Raw genomic sequence first — 16,120 nt, forward strand, 5'->3', positions numbered from 1 at the left:
TCATTCACGCGGAGCGCGAGTACATTCGGCTGCGGAGCTAATTCACATAGATGCCCACGATTCACATATGTGAAAGGTGCGCTGCCTTGCTCGACAAAGCTGTCTTGCTCAAGAGACTCGTCGTCTTCGCCATGGCCGTCAGCTCCGCGTGCGCCGTGGCTGTCGTTCCAGCTTCCGCGTCGGCATCCACGACCACCACCGCCGTCGGCGCCCCGGCCAATATCGCCCCGGCCAATGTCTCAGCGCACTGCGGTTGGCCGGTACCGCGATCGTTCTGCCCGCCCGCGACCGTCGTCCTGGACGGAGACCGGCTGCTGCTGAACCGGCTGGGCCTGCTGGCCGGCGACCACACGCTGCACACGTCGCTGAACGCGCTGCTGGCCCTTGCGCAGCCTGACCTGACCGCGGGGCCGTGGTCCGTCACCGACAAGACGATGCTGCCGCCGAGCGGTGACAAGCACGACTACCTCAGCCTCGCGCCCTACTGGTGGCCCACGCAGCCGATGACGCCCTCGAATCCCTGGGGCTGTCCGTACATTCAGAAAGACGGCCAGCGCGACCCGATCGTCGACAGCATCCCCGACCACGCCGAGCGCGGCAGCGCCTTCTCAGCCATCTACGATCTGTCGCTCGCCTGGTACTACACCCGCGACCCGCGTTATGCGCAGCGCGCCGAACTCGACCTGCGTACCTGGTTCCTCGACGCGGCGACCAGGATGAACCCGAACCTGAACTATGCGCAGGGCATCCCGTGCCAGGTCGACGGGCGCGGCATCGGCATCATCGAGTTCTCAGAAGCGCTGACCGACGTCGTCGACGCGACCGCGATCCTCGATGACGGCGCGCCCGGCTGGACCCGCACCGACCACGGCGGCATGACCGCCTGGTACTGCGCGTTCCTCACCTGGCTGCGCTCCAGTTCCAACGGAGCCGACGAGGCGGCCCAGGCGAACAACCACGGCAGCTTCTATGACATGCTCTGCGCCGCGCTCGCGCTCTACGTCGGGCAGCGCGACACCGCGCGCGGCATCGTGCAGCAGGCCGAGACCAAGCGGATCGACGTGCAGATCAGCGCCGCCGGAACCGAGCCGCTGGAGATCTCCCGGACGCGCAGCTGGCACTACTCCACCTTCAACCTGGTCGCGCTCACCAGGCTCGCGCAGATCGGCCGCCACGTCGGCGTCGACCTCTGGCAATACACCTCCCCGGCCGGCGGCGGCCTGTTCGGCGCGGTCGACTTCCTGCTCCCGGCGGCCGTCGGCGGGCAGTCCGCGTGGCCGTACCCGGAACTGGGCTTCCAGCAGGACGCCGCGCTGGACCTCGTGCACGCGGCGGCCGACGCCGGTGACCGTCAGGCGAGGGCCGCGCTCGCGCACGTCCCCACGCCGAAAACCGGAGACCTCTATCCGATCGCACCCGCGGCGGAGCAGCTGGACGATATCTCCGGCTCCTGATTCGCCACCCTGGCGAAAGTTCGAATCACAGGGCTCTGGTCCGTGTGGAGGTGCGCGCTGCCTCCACACGGTAGCGCCAGCAGTTGTGCTCCGAGAGCAGAGCGCCATCCGCGTCGTGGAGCTGGAGGGAGACCAGGTGCGTCGACGGGAAGTACGCGGATCGGGAGACGACGAAGCCGGGCGCGATGGATAAGGGCTCGATAGTCACGTCTTGCTGCTCGATGTGGCTCAGCTGCTCGCCAAAGGGTTCGTAGATCCGCGCGGAGAGGCTGGCTCCGGTGACGCGGACCGCAGTGTGGTTGACCGCGTAGATCTGCCACGTCTCGGTGTCGGGCTGGACGTGCAGCGGTCCGCAGTCGGCGGAGCAAGGCGGCAGTCTGGTGCCGAAGTCGATGCGCAGCGCGGAGAGCGGGTCCTCGGCCGGTTCGGGCTCGCGCCAAAGTTCGCAGTCCTGCGATACCGAGACGCGAAGCGCGAGGTCGTCCGCGTCCAGGGCGTTCGAGACGACGCAGAGCTGATCGAAGAATGCTGACTCGACGAGGTCGAGCTGGATCCACGGTCGCTCGTCGTGGGCCGCCGGCGACCAGTGGGTGACCGGATTGCCGTCCACGGCGCTGGCGGCGGCCTTGGGATTATCGGTTGCCGAGTGCGCAGGCGCGGGTGCGGGGGCGACGGAGGACGCGGTCACGGGCTTGCGCAGCGCGAGATCGATCGTGGGGCGCGAGCCGTCGATGACCGACAGGGTCCTGATTGACGTGCGCGAGCCCGCGAGGCCGGTCGGTCCGATCGCGACGCGTACGTAGCGGGCTTGCTGCCGGGCGAACGCGACGATGCGCGGTGCGGCGCCGACCCGGGGCGCGCGGGTCCGCGGCGCGGAGGAACCGGGCCAAGGTGCCGTGGCGGATCCGGTGCCCGCCTCGGCGGCGACGGCGGACCCCGTCGCCTCGGCGAACACGACTGGTCGCACGGTTCCCCCTTCGACGGCGCCTTCTTGGTGCGGAGCGAGCAGGGTGGCGCCGGCGAATTGGAACCCTGGGCGAGACACGGCCATGGTGCAGGCCCTACCCTTCTCGGGTATGACAACGTTGTCAGAGGAATCCTCGCCGCCCGCCGAAGGGCTGTCAACCCTTCCGGCGCGGGCCGGACCCCTGGGCGCGCCCCGAACCTGAGCACACCAGAACAAGCCAGACAAGACAGGAAGCCAGATGAGCGGGCCAGCGCCGATCGAGCCGAGCCGACCCACGCTGCGGCAGGTCGCCGAGCTGTCCGGGGTGAGCCTCAAGACCGCCTCGCGGGTGTTCAACGAGGAGCAGTACGTCGCGCCCGAGACCGCGGCCCGGGTGCGCGCGGCGGCGGCGGAGCTCGGCTTCCGGCCGAACACGATCGCCCGCGAGCTGCGCGCCGGGGCCAGGTCCGCCCTCGTCGGCCTGATCATCGGCGACGTCGCGAACCCCTTCTACGCGCGGATCGCACGCGGGGCCGAGCGCCGGCTGCGTGACGCGGGGCTGCGGCTGATCACGGCCAGTACGGACGAGGATCCGGTGCTCGAGCGCGCCCTGGTCTCCGACCTGCTGGAGCGACGGGTGAGCGCGATGCTCATCGTGACCTGCGGCTCGGATCACGGCTATCTGCAGCCCGAGCGCAACCTGGGCACGCCGCTCGCCTTCCTCGACCGCGCGCCGCAGGACATCGACGCGGACTCGGTGGTGCTGGACAACCACGCCGGAGTCACCAACGCGGTGCGGCAATTGCTCGACCGCGGACATCGCCGGATCGCGTTCGTCGGCGACCTGAGCCGGCTGCCGACGCACCTCGAACGCGTCGCGGCCTTCGAGCAAGCCGTCACCGAGGGCGGCGTCGCTGATTGGCGCCGTTACATGCGCGACGGTGCACACGAATCGGACAGCGCGGAGGCCGAGGTGCGCGCGCTGCTCGCGCTGCCGATTCCGCCGACCGCGCTGGTGACCGCGAACAACCGGATCACGATCGGCGCGTTGCGCGCGCTGCGCGGATTGAGCCGGCCGCCGGCCCTGATCGGCTTCGACGACTTCGATCTCGCCGATCTGCTGGGCGTGACGGTGATAGCGCACGATCCGGAGCAGATGGGGGAGCTGGGCGCGGAGTTGCTGCTCGACCGGCTGGCTGGCCGCTGGGGGCCGAGCCGCAGAGTGCTGATGCCGACCCGGCTGCTCGCGCGTGGCTCGGGGGAGCGGGAACTGGCCGTGACGGCGTAGATGCTCAAGCTTGGCGCCGGCCCGGAATCGGCCGAAGCGCTCGGGCTGCCGCTACGGCGGGACTACTGCCGCACGCGCTGCACGATTACGGCCAGGACGTACGCGATACCGGCGATCGCGGCCAGCCCCGTGTACGGCGCGCCCGAGTGCCCGCGTCCAAGCTCGACGAACGCGGCGACCAGGACCGCGAGGATGAGCACGAGGCCACTGAACGCGGTCGCCCTCAGGTCGATGCCAGTGATCCGTTCGTCGCGGCGGTCCATCAGCCCACGAATGGTCTCGCTGCGCCTGGCGGCGAGCACGAGCGCGGCGGCGACGACGAACATCATGGCCATCAACGCGATGCCGAGCGCGGGATGTCCGCCGACGACCGAGGTCACGAGATAGGCCACGCCGCCGAGCACGGCGACCGCGGGCGTCACCCAGAACACGAGATTGTGCTTTCTGTGGGCGCCGCGGACCGCGCTCTCGGCGCTATCGCTCTGCGACATGGAAGACCTCCTCGACGGTGGTTCCGAAGAACCTGGCCAGCGCGATGGACAGGGGCAGCGACGGGGTGTAGCGGCCGGTCTCGATGGAGTTGACGGTCTGCCGGGACACCCCGAGCGCGGCGGCGAGATCGGCCTGCGAGAGGTTTTTCGCCGCGCGCAGCTCGCGTACGGCGTTGCCGGTGACCACCAGCTCCATGGTTTGACGCTCCACTCGTCGCCCGCGCATGCGTGTAAAGCATGCTTGACACCTTCAGTGTCGCGCCGGGGCGTGCTGGTGTCAAGCATGCTTTACATCGTCGCGGCTGCCGGACGTCCGTGCCGATCGGCGTTTCGGCTACCTGCCGAGGCCGAGGCCGAGACTGAGCAGGGCGAAGACGCCGCCGACCACCGGCCGGGCCTGGAAGCCGGCCTGGTTGCCCGAGACCGTGTCGTACCAGTCGGTGAACGGCACCCGGTTGGGCGTGGCGTCGGCGAAGTCGTAGAGCGCTGAGATCAGATAGCCGCTGATCGGACGGCCGCGCAGCCAGGCCGCGGTCCACATCTCCCAGTCGCCCTTGGTGTAGGAGTGACGCAGGTCCAGCGGCGCGCCGAACTGGTTCGCCTGCGTCAGATACCAGGCCGCCTCCTCGTCGGCGACCGAGCGCGGGACCAGGCCCGTGCCGAGCAGCGCGTCCGGGTAGCCGTTGTACTTCAGGCTCCAGGTACCCGGCTGGTCATAGGCCAACTTCAGATGGTCGTCGCCGCCGTCCTGCGCCTTGGTCACCCACTGCGTGATGTAGCTGCTGGCAGTGCTCTGATAACTCGCCGCGTCCGCGGAGTTGCCGGCCGCGGCGGCGATCTGGCTCATCGCGCCGATCGCGACGATGCCTTTGAGCGCGAGGTTGGCGCTGTGCGCGATGAAGCCGGTGAAGTCGTCAGTCTGGTTCTGATAGCCGGGATCGAGCGCGTTCGCGACGAGGTAGTCAGCCCACTGCTTGAGGATCGGATAGTGCTGCGAGGCGAAGGACTTCGCGGCCGCGGCACCGGTCCGGGCGAGATATGCCGCGGACATGATGAGCATGTTCGCGGACTCCTCGACCGGCATGTCCTCCTCGTTGCCGTCGTTGTGGCCCGTCGCGTTCGGATAGTGGCTGCCCAGATCGTGCTCGGCGAACTGCTTCGGCCAGCCGCCGTGCTCCGGATAGTCGAGCAGCGGAGCCAGCAGCAGGCCCAGGTAGTCAGGGTCGAGATACAGGAAGACCGGCATCCCGGGATAGGTCACGTCCACCGTGGAGACGTTGCCGTCGCTGGAGATCTCCTTGAGGAACGCCCACGGCTGCCCGTTCCGGCTGACCAGCTCAGTGCCCGCATACGCCTGCCGCAGCGCGAGCGCGCACAGCGCCGCGTACTTCGGCCCGCCGGCCGCGGTCGCGTCGCGTGCCACCTTGCGGTCCAGCGTGCTGCTGCGCTCCTGCGCGGAATCGGCGTCCGCGTGGAAGAACGCCGCCATGTCCTGCCAAGTGGACCAGTACGACCGCCATAGCGGTGGCAGTTGGTCGCCGAGGTAGCTGACCGCCGGCTCGCGCACGTGTCCGACGGAGAGCACGGCCGAGCGGGTCGAGCCGCGCACGCTGCCCAGATCGAAGTGGAAGGCAAACACCGGCCAGTTGTCGTTGATGCGGCGCGGCTGGTCGCCGTCGACCGTGTTCGCAAGCGAGCCGTTGCCGAGGACCGCGCCGCGCACGGCGGAATCCGCGCCGATCTGCCAGCTGAGCCCGGACCGGTTCGACGCGCTGAACACCACGGTTCCCCACGACGCCATGTCGCCGTTCTCGGCGAGCACCTGCGGACTGTTCGGGGTGAACGAGAGGGAGGTCAGCGACGGGCCGCCGCCGCTGTCGGCTATCTGCTCCTGCGACCAGCGGATCTGCGTGTTCGAATCCCCATGCGCCCATTCACCGGAGATGTCGAAGTAGATGCCGACGTCGTGGGCGTGGCCGTCCTCGCTGCGCACGGCGGCGAGGATGTAGGACAACGGCATCGACTGGCGGCGCAGGTCGCCGGGCTCGATGGGGGAGAGGAAGGTCAGCGTCAGCCGCACGCCGCCCGCCTCCAACACGTACTCGGAGCGCGTCGCCGTCAGCGTCAGCGAACGTTGAATCACTGCGCGCGAGACCGGGTGACCTGAGACGCTCGGCGCGCCCAGGAACAGGTAATCCACGCCGTCGACGCGCAGGTATCCGGTCATCGCGGTGGTCCGGCCGGTCCAGAAGTTCGCCCAAGTGCCGGCCAGGATGCTCGCCGGCATCCACGTGCTCAGATACGGAGATCGGACGGCCAGCGGTACGGCCGGGGGCCGCAGCGGGTCGAAGATCGGCGGCTGGGCGAAGGCGGCGCCGGTCGGATTCGATGAGTCGGTGTTCGAGGAGCCGGGGCTCGACGAGGTGGTGTTCGATGAATCGGCGTTCGAGGAAGTCGTGGCGGCGTGGGCGGGCTGGGCCAGGGCCGGAAGCAAGACGGCGCCGGCCGCGCCGAGGCCCACTGCGCCGGAACTGCGCAACAGGCTGCGGCGGCTGACTGCGAGGGTTGATTCGACCGGTTCACCGGTTTCGGGCATGGGTCGCTCCAGAATGCGGGCAGGGTGATGACTGGAAGCGGCGGCGGTTACAACGTTGGAAAACGTTGCTGCAATGAGGCGCTGATGATGGGTGCGGGCAGGCTGGCGACGATGCGGCGGATTACATCGTTGTAATGAGCCATTAAGGCACCGCTCGGCCGGGGCCGTCAAGACTGTGGCGCAGACGACTGTGCGGCACCGCGGGCCGAAGCCCGGCGATGCCGCACAGTACGCGGATCAGATATCGAGTTGTAGAGCTATCGTCTTGTAGATCAGATAGCTTACAGTGCTGGGAAGGACGGGAAGCTGCAGGACGGGACGCTGCCGCTGCCCGAGATGTTGCTGACCGTCACGCCGGTTCCGGAGGCGGTGATGTTGGAGTTGTAGAGCCCGATGTTCGCGTATTGAGCCGTCGTCTTGGTCACGTCCAGCTTGATGTTCTCCAGCTTCAGGCCCAGCGGGTGGTTCGAGTCGTATCCGTCGAGCTGCGAGGTTGCGCTGGACGCCGAGCTGACCGACACGACGCCGTTGAGCGTGATGTCGGCGAAGTTCGGGATCGCCGAACCGTTGCCGCTGGAGTAGTTGGGGTCCATCACGATCAGGTCCTTGACGCCGGTCATGCAGATGTTCTGATACACCACCTGTGAAACCGTGCCGCCGGCGCTCGAATCGCTCTTGACCCGGATGCCGTTGTTGCTGGAGCTGGTGATCCCGCCGGTGTCGGTGCCGGCCAGGGTGTCGTTCAGGAACGTCACGTTGTTGACGCCGCCTGTCGTCTGACTGCCGATGGACAAGCCGTGGGTGCCCCAACAGTGCGTGTTCTCGACCGTGATGTGGCTGGCCGCCGAGCCCGCGTCCGACTTCACCGCGATGCAGTCGTCGCCGTCCTGGATGTAGGAGTCGTTGACCAGCACATTGGTCGCGTTCTCCGGGTCCACGCCGTCGGTGTTGCGGGAGTTGGCCGGGGTCTTGATCCGGATGCCCCACACCGTGATCCCGCTGCCGCCCTTGAACAGCGCGTGGTACATCGGCGAGTTGATCAGGTCGATGTCATAAAGCGTCAGATTGCCCGCGCCGTTGCTCTGGATCAGCTTCGGGTTGTTCTGCGAGCCCCCGCTCTTGGCCGCGGCCGCCAGCTGCCACCAGGTCTCGCTGGTGCCCAGCATGTCCTGGCCGCCGCGGCCGTCGACGATGCCCTGGCTGCCGGACGAGCTGCGGGCGCCCATCAGGCCGGCTCCGGAACCGCTCAGCGTGATGAACGGGTTGCAGCCGTTGTCGCTGGAGGCGATGGTGCCGCAGGTGCTCTTGCCGGAGATCTGGTAGTCGGCCGGGTTGCGCGAGGCGTACAGGGTCACGCCGGAGTCGACGAGCAGCACCTCGTTGCTGCCGATGCTCAGCGGGCCGCTGAGGAACGCGGTGTTGCTGCCGCTCGCCTTCAGTTCGACGGCCTTGCCGCTGCCCGCGCAGCTGTTGAGTGCGGACTGAATGCGCGAGGTGTCCGGCGGGGCGGACTCAGCGCTCGAAGAGAACTGCTCGTTGCTCGTGGCCAGGGTGGCGCTGAGCGGCTGGCACGTGCCGGGCACGCTCGGCTGGCCCGGCTGGGTCGGGGAGGAGGAGGGGCTGGCGGACGGGCTCGGGGAGGCGGACTTCGACGGCGACGCGGACGGGCTCGGCGTCGCCGAGGAGCCCGAGGCCGACGGAGTGGGACCGCCGCCGTTGCAGGCGACGCCGTTCAGCGTGAACGCGGTCGGGTCGGCGTTCGAGCTCGTATACGTGCCGGTAAAGCCGACAGCGGCGCTGGCGCCAGTTCCCAGCGAGCCGTTGTAGCTCGCATTCGTGACGGTCACGTTGTGCCCGCTCTGGCTGAACGTGCCGTTCCAGCCGCTGCTGACCTGCTGGTCACCGGGGAAGGCGAAGGCGAGGGTCCAGCTCGTGATCGGCGAGCCGTTGTTGGTGATGCTGATCCCGGCCTGGAAGCCGCCGGGCCAGCTGCCGGTCACCGAATAAGAGACCTGGCACGGCGCGGTCGCCGCGGTGGCGCTCACAGTGACGGCGGCAAGGCCCGCCGCGGCGAGCGTGGTGACCCCGGCGACGCACGCCAGCGCGCGACCGGCGCGGCGGTGGCCCGGGCGGGTGTCTGCGGACTCTGCGAAAGGTGATCTCATCGCGTTCCTTTGCGGCCTACGGACTGGCGAGTACGGTGGCCGCCACCCTCGAACGGCACGGCGCAATGTAGACGGGGCCGCATGGGCGGGCAACGGACGTCCCGGCCTTTCACGCCCGCGGGCGGCGTCGAATTTCCGTCGAACACTGAGGTGGCGCTGCGCGGCGTGCCGCAAAAGCCGCACGGCGACCCGAATCGAAACTTTCAGTGACCGTTGACGGGGCTTCGTGTGACGGATACTTTGCATCGCACGTCATATATGAGACCTCGGATCTGGTCGAGCGCGCGCGGCTGCGAACCGGGGCTCGATGGCGCCGTTCCATCCGAAACACCTAGCCCGCGCGGGCGGCCGGCCTTCACCCTCATTCAGGGCCGGCTTCCCGCGCGGGACCTTTGTTTTCTCCCCGCGGGATCTTCGTTTTCTCCCCTGGAATCGGGCGAATCGGCACAAGGGGCGTAGGTCCCGGAAGCCTTCGGCGAAGGTATTGACCTCCACCGCCCGACGGCGTAGCTTCAGCACATCGTATATGAAATATCCAATGACAGATCTTGGTCCGCAGGCGTCCGGCCGCGCACCGAACGGAGTCAGATGTCGAACACGGTCGTGCCCTCGGTCTCGGTGCCGTCGCGCACCGAGGCGGTGCTGGACGCGCTCAAGCACGCGATCCTCACCGGGCGGCTGCCGCCCGGCCAGCCGCTGATCGAGAACGACCTGGCCGCGCAGCTCGGCGTCTCCAAGACCCCGGTCCGGGAGGCGCTCAAGACGCTGGCCGGCGCCGGCCTGGTGACCATGAGCCCGTACAAGGGCGCCATGGTACGCACCGTGGACGACGCGCTCGCGCACTCCGTCTACGACATCAGGCTGCTGCTCGAACCCGAGGCGGTGCGCCGGGCCGTGGCCAGTGGAGCCGCGGCGGCCGCGCACTGGAAGGCCGCGGGCGAAGCGCTCGACCGGGCCGACGGGTGCACCGACCGGGCCGACCGCTCGCTGGCCAACCGGGAGTTCCACCGCGCGCTGTATCTCGGCTGCGGCAACGACCTGATGGTCGGCATCCTGGACGGCCTGCGCGATCAGACCGCCCTGGTCTCGGCCGTGGTGTGGAACCGCACGCCCAGCTGGGAGCAGGAGGCCGCCGAGCACCGGGCGATCCTCGAGGCGGTGCTCGCCGGGGCGGCGGACCGCGCCGCCGTGCTGCTGCGCGAGCACATCGCCGCGTTCGTCGAGCGCAACTTCGGCACGGCGCTTTGATCTACGGCGATCCGGCCCGCGGCAACGGACCGGACCGCCTCTGCACCGCACACGCTCCGCACCGCACCGTGAAATGAAGCTTGGAGCAGCATGCAACCCGATGATGACAGAGGCACGGCCGTCGCGGGACTGGAACGGGCCCGCGCCGCGCTGTCCGGCGTGGTCGCCATCCCGGTCACCCCGTTCGCCACCGACGGCGGGGTCGACTGGGACCAGCACGGCGCCCTGCTGCGCCGCCTGGTCTCCGGCGGCATCGGCGCGGTTACGCCCAACGGCAACACCGGCGAGTTCTACACCCTGGACCCGGCCGAGGCCCGCCGCGCCGTGGAGAACACGGTCAAGGAGGTCGGCGACCGGGCCGCGGTGATCGTCGGCATCGGCCTCGACACCGCCAGCGCGATCGCCGCGGCCACGCACGCCCGCGAGTGCGGCGCGCAGATGGTGATGGTGCACCAGCCGGTGCACCCGTACATCTCCGGCGAGGGCTGGACCGAGTACCACCGCACCATCGCGGACGCGGTGCCGGAACTCGGCGTCGTGCTGTACGTCCGGGACGCGCGGATCACCGGCGAGCAGATCGCCCGGCTCGGCGAGCTGTCCCCGAACGTGATCGGCGTGAAGTACTCGGTCGCCGACCCGGTGCGCTTCGCCTCCGTCGCCCACGACGCCGGACGCGACCGCTTCGTCTGGATCGCCGGCCTGGCCGAGCTCTCCGCGCCGGGCTACTTCGCGCTCGGCGCCTCCGGGTTCACCTCGGGCCTGGCGAACGTGGCGCCGGTGGTCTCGCTGGAGATGTACCGGCTGCTGGCGGCCGGGGACTACCGCGGCGCGCTCGAGGTCTGGGACCTGATTCGCCCGTTCGAGCAGCTGCGCGCGGCGGATTCGGCCGCGGACAACGTGAGCGTGGTCAAGGAGGCACTGGCGCAGCTCGGCCTCTCCCGCCGCGACGTGCGCCCGCCCTCCCGGACTTTGCCGGGCCCGCTGCGCGATCACGTCGAGTCCATCCTGGCCAACTGGGGCGCGAGATGGCAGTTCTGAACGACTCCGGGTCGCCAGAGGGCGCCGCCGAGCAGCCCGCGCCCGCGCTGCGCAGCGCGGCCTGGTTCGGCGAGGGCGAGATCGGCGACCACATGCGGGCCTTCAGCCACCGCTCGCGGGTCAGCCAGCTCGGATACTCGCCCGAGGAGTACCTGGGCAAGCCGATCATCGCGATCCTGAACACGTGGTCTGACATCAACCCGTGCCACATGCACCTGCGCGAGCGCGCCGAGGCGGCCAAGCGCGGAGTCTGGCAGGCCGGCGGCTTCCCGCTGGAGTTCCCGGTCTCCACCCTCTCCGAGACCTTCCAGAAGCCGACCCCGATGCTCTACCGCAACCTGCTCGCGATGGAGGCGGAGGAGCTGCTGCGCTCGTACCCGGTGGACGGCGCGGTGCTGATGGGCGGCTGCGACAAGACCACCCCCGCCCTGCTGATGGGTGCGACCAGCGCGAACCTGCCCGCGGTGTTCGTGCCGGCCGGACCGATGCTGCGCGGCAACTACCGCGGCAAGATCCTCGGCAGCGGCACCGACCTGTTCGGGTACTGGGACGAGCACCGTGCCGGGCGGATCAGCGACTGCGAACTGGCCGAGGTCGGCCGCGGCCTGGCCCGCTCGCCAGGCCACTGCATGACGATGGGCACCGCCTCGACGATGACCTCGGTCGCGGAGGTGCTCGGCGTGGCGCTGCCCGGCTCGGCCTCGATCCCCGCGGTCGACTCCGCGCACCACCGGATGGCCGCGGCCGCGGGCACGCGCGCGGTGCAGCTGGTGCAGGAAGGGCGGGTCATCCGCGACTACCTGAGCCGGGAGGCCTTCGAGGACGCCGCCGCGACGGTGTTCGCGCTCGGCGGTTCGACCAATGCCCTGATTCACCTGGTGGCGATGGCCGGGCGCGCCGGGGTGGAGCTGAACCTCGACGACTTCGACGCGATCTCGCGCCGCGTCCCGGTGCTGGCGAACCTGCGGCCCGGCGGCGAGTACCTGATGGAGGACTTCTACTACGCCGGCGGCCTGCCCGCGCTGCTCGCGCAGCTGGCCGAGACGCCCGGGGGGCTGCACCTGGACCGCCCCACGGTCGGCGGCGGCACGATCGGCGAGCACCTGGCCGACGTGCGCCCCAACAACCCGGACGTGATCCGCTCCGTGGAAGAGCCCTGCGATCCGGAGGGCGGCCTCGCGGTCCTGCGCGGGAACCTGTGCCCGGACGGCGCGGTCATCAAGTACATCGCGTCCCGCAAGCCCAGCCTGCTCAAGCACACCGGACCGGCAGTCGTCTTCGACTCATACCCGCAGCTGCGCGAGAACATCGACGACCCGAAGTACGGGATCACGCCGGACACGGTGCTCGTGCTGCGCGGCGCGGGTCCGATCGGCGGTCCTGGCATGCCCGAGTACGGCATGCTGCCGATCCCCAAGTACCTGCTGGAGCAGGGCGTCACCGACCTGGTCCGGATCTCCGACGCCCGGATGAGCGGGACCAGCTACGGCACCTGCGTCCTGCACATCGCGCCCGAATCCCATGTCGGCGGACCGCTCGCGCTGGTGCGCACCGGCGACCAGATCAGCCTCGACGTCGAAGCCAGAACCCTGACACTCGACGTGCCCGAGGAGGAACTGGAGCGCCGCCGCGCGCAGTGGCGCCGCCCCGAACCCCGGTACGAGCGCGGCTACGGCGCGCTGTACCAGGACCACATCACCCAGGCGAACCAGGGCTGTGACTTCGACTTCCTGGCCCGCCCCGGCGAGAACCCGCAGCCCGACCCGCACTGACTCGACCAAGCCGGCCGGCCCGAACCCGGCAGCCCGGCAGGTCACCCGGCACGCCGCTCGTCCCGGGCGGTTCCCGCACTGAACCGCCCGGGCGCACCGCCCGCCACGACCGCTCCTCACGACCCACGGCTCAATTCCTTGTACGACGACGTAGAAGGTGTGGAAACCCCGATGTCCGCTCAGCTTCCCGAAATCAGCCGCCGTGTCCTGCTCGGCACGATCGCCGCCGGCGCCTCGGTCCCGGTGATCGCCGCCTGCGGAGCGCCGAGCAACGGCACTTCGACCTCCTCGAGCAACAGCCCGGCTCCGTCCGTCGCCTCGACCCCGAGCAAGCCGGTCACGATCAACGTCCTTGACGTGGCCGGAAACCTGGCCCTGACCAAGCCGGCGATCGAGGCCTTCAAGTCGGCGCACCCCGAGGTCGTCGCCAACGTCACCTACTCCACCGGCACCGCGCCGCAGCTGGCCTCGAAGATCCAGGCGCAGCAGCAGGGCGGCAACGTGCAGACGCACCTGGTGCTCACCGGCACCGACGGCCTTTCCGCCGGGATCAAGCTCGGGCTCTGGCAGAACCTCAAGAGCTACTACACGCAATTCTTCCCGGACCTGATGAACAACTACCAGCAGGGCGCCGCGAACATGGCCGCACTCGCCCAGGACCAGGGCATCGAGCTGGTGTGGTACCCCTCGGGCCCGCTGCTCGAGTACAACCCGTCGAAGGTGGCCACGCCGCCGGACTCCACGGACGCGCTGCTGGAGTGGGCCAAGGCCAACCCCGGCAAGTACCAGTACGCCCAGCCGCGCAACTCAGGACCCGGACGCACCTGGCTGATGGGTCTGCCCTACCTGCTCGGCGACTCGGACCCCACCGACCCGACCAACGGCTGGTCGAAGACCTGGGCGTACCTGACCGAGCTGAACAAGTACGTCTCGAACTACCCCAGCGGCACGACCACCACGATGAAGAACCTGGCGGCCGGCACCGTGGACCTGATCGCCTCCACCACCGGCTGGTACATCAACCCGCGGGCGCTGGGCACCGTGCCGGCCTCGATGAAGGTGGCCAAGTTCCAGAGCTTCACCTGGGTCACCGACGCGCAGTACGGCGTGATCCCCAAGGGCGTCTCGAGCGACGAGCTGATCGCCAACCTGCGGCTGCTGGAGTGGATCCTGACCCCGGAGCAGCAGGCGGTCACCTACGACAAGGGCTACTTCTACCCGGGGCCCGCGGTCAAGAACGTGCCGATCAGCGCGGCGCCGGCCAGCTCGCAGCAGGTCATCCAGCAGTACGGCGTCCCGGACTTCGACACCTGGATGACGCAGTACCCGATGAAGAACTCGCTGCCCGCCGACGCTCAGGTCACCGCGTTCGACCTGTGGGACAAGCACATCGGCTCCACCAAGTAGGCGCGGGTGCGGGCCCGTGCGCCCCGGCCGAGCGGACCGCGCGGCGACCGCGGTCCGCGTGGTCCCTGGATCCGCCACGGCGACCCGGGTCCCGACGCGCTGCCACGAATACGAACACGAACACGTTTTGAACAGTCCAGACCGATAAATCTGCCGAGGCGGACCTGGTGAGCACCGTGACCGACACGACCCTGACCCCGCAGCCCTCCGGCGGCGCCCGAGCCGCGGCCCGGGACCGCGCCGGGCATTTCAGCGAGCTGCGCTTGAACGGCATCAGCCGGGCGTACGGCGCGCACGTCGCGCTGCACCCGCTGGACCTGACCGTCCGCGGCGGCGAGTTCATCGCCCTGCTCGGGCCGTCCGGCTGTGGCAAGACCACGGCGCTTAACAGCATCGCGGGGCTGCTGCCGCTGACCGCAGGCTCGATCGAGCTGGACGGCCGCCGGATCGACACGCTGCCGCCGGAGCGGCGCGGCTTCGGCATGGTCTTCCAGAATTACGCGCTCTTCCCGCACCTGACCGTGCGCGCGAACGTCGCGTTCGGCCTGAAGATGCAGAAGCGCCCGAAGGCCGAGATCAAGCAGCGGGTCGAGGACGTGCTCAAGCTGGTCCGGCTGACCGAGCACGCGCACAAGCACCCCGGGCAGCTGTCCGGCGGCCAGCAGCAGCGCGTCGCGATCGCCCGCGCGATCGTGCTCGAGCCGCCGCTGGTGCTGATGGACGAGCCGCTGTCCAACCTGGACGCCGCGCTGCGCCTGGACATGCGCGCCGAGATCCGCCGCATCCACCAGGAGTTCGGGCTCACCACGCTGTACGTGACGCACGACCAGGAAGAGGCGCTGTCGCTGGCGGACCGCTTGGTGGTGCTCGACTCCGGGCACGTCGCGCAGGTCGGCACCCCGGCCGAGCTGTATGAGACCCCTGCCAGTGCGTATGTCGCCGCGTTCATGGGCTATCGCAATATCCTGACGCTGCACGTGGCGGAGGCCGGCGCCGACGGTGTGAAGGCCACCGGCCGCGGAATCACCTTGCAGGGCAAGGCGAGCAGCAGCGCGCAGCTGACGGCGGGCGCCGAGGTCCAGGTCGCGATCCGGCCTGAGGACGTGCGCATCGCCGGGGACGGAGCCGAGGCGTCCGCCGACGCGAACGTCTTCGACGCGGTCGCCGAGGTCGTCGAGTACCACGGCCGCGGCTTCCACATCGACGCCCTCACCGCGGCCGGCGACCGGGTCCATCTGCGCACCGACCAGCGCGTCGCGCCCGGCGACCCGCTGCGGTTGACCGCCGCCGCCGAGCGGGTGCTGGTCTTCCGCGGCGCCGTCGCGCTGCCCGAGACCGGAGCCGAGGAATGAGCACCCTGACAACCCAGCCGAACACGGCCCCGGGTCCCGGTCCCGCGCCGGCCCGCACCGCGCTGCGCCACCGCCTGGCCGAGCGCGGCGTGGACCGCACGCTGCTGCTGCTCCTGCCCGGAGTCGTCGCGGTCATCGCGCTGTTCTTCTATCCGTTCATCTACGGGCTCGGACTCTCCTTCCAGCCGCAGGGGACGAACGCGGGGCACGGCGTCTTCGCCTCGTACCGCTCCTTCTTCTCCGACAGCTTCGCCCGCGGTTCGATCGGCACGACCTTCTACCTGGCGATCCCGGCCGCGCTGATCAACGTCGGGTTCGCGGTGCCGATCTCCTACCGGATGCGCACGGATTTCCGCGGCAAGC

Annotated in this window: 12 protein-coding genes and 1 pseudogene; 8 read left to right on the forward strand and 5 right to left on the reverse strand. The window is 69.6% G+C overall.

Going from position 1 to position 16,120, the window contains the following annotated elements; translation table 11 throughout:
* The first annotated feature begins 131 nt into the window (after positions 1–131).
* Positions 132–1,454, forward strand: coding sequence for an alginate lyase family protein (locus VFB40_RS02390; RefSeq protein ID WP_414642009.1), 1,323 nt, complete (start codon positions 132–134; stop codon positions 1,452–1,454).
* 25 nt (positions 1,455–1,479) lie between these two features.
* Here the strand turns inward: VFB40_RS02390 and VFB40_RS02395 are convergent, their stop codons facing one another.
* Complete coding sequence (locus VFB40_RS02395; protein WP_324847588.1) at positions 1,480–2,505, reverse strand: hypothetical protein; 1,026 nt, start codon at positions 2,503–2,505, stop codon at positions 1,480–1,482.
* 154 nt (positions 2,506–2,659) lie between these two features.
* Between VFB40_RS02395 and VFB40_RS02400 the strand changes: the two genes are divergently transcribed.
* The gene (locus VFB40_RS02400; protein ID WP_324847589.1) at positions 2,660–3,688 is read left to right on the forward strand and encodes a LacI family DNA-binding transcriptional regulator; all 1,029 of its coding nucleotides are present in this window, start codon (positions 2,660–2,662) and stop codon (positions 3,686–3,688) included.
* 62 nt (positions 3,689–3,750) lie between these two features.
* On the opposite strand, the gene VFB40_RS02405 is transcribed toward VFB40_RS02400, so the two are convergent.
* The 4 genes from VFB40_RS02405 to VFB40_RS02420 form a co-directional block, all read right to left on the reverse strand.
* Positions 3,751–4,179 carry a hypothetical protein gene (locus tag VFB40_RS02405; RefSeq protein WP_324847590.1) on the reverse strand — a complete coding sequence of 143 codons (429 nt, stop codon included), beginning with the start codon at positions 4,177–4,179 and terminating at the stop codon, positions 3,751–3,753.
* Positions 4,163–4,375, reverse strand: a complete 213-nt coding sequence (locus VFB40_RS02410) for a helix-turn-helix transcriptional regulator (RefSeq protein ID WP_324847591.1) — start codon at positions 4,373–4,375, stop codon at positions 4,163–4,165. Before VFB40_RS02410 ends, VFB40_RS02405 begins: the two co-directional genes overlap by 17 nt.
* Before the next feature lie 138 nt (positions 4,376–4,513).
* Positions 4,514–6,775 (reverse strand): glutaminase family protein, encoded by a 2,262-nt coding sequence (locus VFB40_RS02415; RefSeq protein WP_324847592.1) that lies wholly within the window; start codon positions 6,773–6,775, stop codon positions 4,514–4,516.
* Positions 6,776–7,056: 281 nt separating this feature from the next.
* Complete coding sequence (locus tag VFB40_RS02420; RefSeq protein WP_324847593.1) at positions 7,057–8,940, reverse strand: glycosyl hydrolase family 28 protein; 1,884 nt, start codon at positions 8,938–8,940, stop codon at positions 7,057–7,059.
* A gap of 588 nt (positions 8,941–9,528) precedes the next feature.
* Between VFB40_RS02420 and VFB40_RS02425 the strand changes: the two genes are divergently transcribed.
* From VFB40_RS02425 to VFB40_RS02450, 6 genes and pseudogenes are all read left to right on the forward strand, one after another.
* Positions 9,529–10,188, forward strand: a complete 660-nt coding sequence (locus VFB40_RS02425) for a GntR family transcriptional regulator (RefSeq protein ID WP_324847594.1) — start codon at positions 9,529–9,531, stop codon at positions 10,186–10,188.
* Positions 10,189–10,278: 90 nt separating this feature from the next.
* The gene (locus VFB40_RS02430; protein ID WP_324847595.1) at positions 10,279–11,226 is read left to right on the forward strand and encodes a dihydrodipicolinate synthase family protein; all 948 of its coding nucleotides are present in this window, start codon (positions 10,279–10,281) and stop codon (positions 11,224–11,226) included.
* The gene (araD, locus tag VFB40_RS02435) at positions 11,214–12,998 is read left to right on the forward strand and encodes an L-arabinonate dehydratase (protein WP_324847596.1); all 1,785 of its coding nucleotides are present in this window, start codon (positions 11,214–11,216) and stop codon (positions 12,996–12,998) included. Before VFB40_RS02430 ends, araD begins: the two co-directional genes overlap by 13 nt.
* Before the next feature lie 171 nt (positions 12,999–13,169).
* Entirely contained in the window at positions 13,170–14,405 is a 1,236-nt protein-coding gene (locus VFB40_RS02440) for an extracellular solute-binding protein (RefSeq protein WP_324847597.1), read from the forward strand.
* A gap of 191 nt (positions 14,406–14,596) precedes the next feature.
* Positions 14,597–15,757, forward strand: a complete 1,161-nt coding sequence (locus VFB40_RS02445) for an ABC transporter ATP-binding protein (RefSeq protein WP_414642010.1) — start codon at positions 14,597–14,599, stop codon at positions 15,755–15,757.
* Positions 15,754–16,120, forward strand: a pseudogene (locus VFB40_RS02450) (ABC transporter permease); the annotation flags it as partial. The gene VFB40_RS02445 and the pseudogene VFB40_RS02450, both read left to right, overlap by 4 nt.

The organism is Actinocrinis sp., assembly GCF_035650855.1.
GTDB lineage: Bacteria > Actinomycetota > Actinomycetes > Streptomycetales > Catenulisporaceae > Actinocrinis.

What these genes read in the sequence shown, in the direction of transcription:
- VFB40_RS02390 (WP_414642009.1), top strand. Translation starts at nt 132, where the DNA reads ATGGCCGTCAGCTCCGCGTGCGCCGTGGCTGTCGTTCCAGCTTCCGCG.
- VFB40_RS02395 (WP_324847588.1), bottom strand. Translation starts at nt 2,505, where the DNA reads ATGGCCGTGTCTCGCCCAGGGTTCCAATTCGCCGGCGCCACCCTGCTC.
- VFB40_RS02400 (WP_324847589.1), top strand. Translation starts at nt 2,660, where the DNA reads ATGAGCGGGCCAGCGCCGATCGAGCCGAGCCGACCCACGCTGCGGCAG.
- VFB40_RS02405 (WP_324847590.1), bottom strand. Translation starts at nt 4,179, where the DNA reads ATGTCGCAGAGCGATAGCGCCGAGAGCGCGGTCCGCGGCGCCCACAGA.
- VFB40_RS02410 (WP_324847591.1), bottom strand. Translation starts at nt 4,375, where the DNA reads ATGGAGCTGGTGGTCACCGGCAACGCCGTACGCGAGCTGCGCGCGGCG.
- VFB40_RS02415 (WP_324847592.1), bottom strand. Translation starts at nt 6,775, where the DNA reads ATGCCCGAAACCGGTGAACCGGTCGAATCAACCCTCGCAGTCAGCCGC.
- VFB40_RS02420 (WP_324847593.1), bottom strand. Translation starts at nt 8,940, where the DNA reads ATGAGATCACCTTTCGCAGAGTCCGCAGACACCCGCCCGGGCCACCGC.
- VFB40_RS02425 (WP_324847594.1), top strand. Translation starts at nt 9,529, where the DNA reads ATGTCGAACACGGTCGTGCCCTCGGTCTCGGTGCCGTCGCGCACCGAG.
- VFB40_RS02430 (WP_324847595.1), top strand. Translation starts at nt 10,279, where the DNA reads ATGCAACCCGATGATGACAGAGGCACGGCCGTCGCGGGACTGGAACGG.
- araD (WP_324847596.1), top strand. Translation starts at nt 11,214, where the DNA reads ATGGCAGTTCTGAACGACTCCGGGTCGCCAGAGGGCGCCGCCGAGCAG.
- VFB40_RS02440 (WP_324847597.1), top strand. Translation starts at nt 13,170, where the DNA reads ATGTCCGCTCAGCTTCCCGAAATCAGCCGCCGTGTCCTGCTCGGCACG.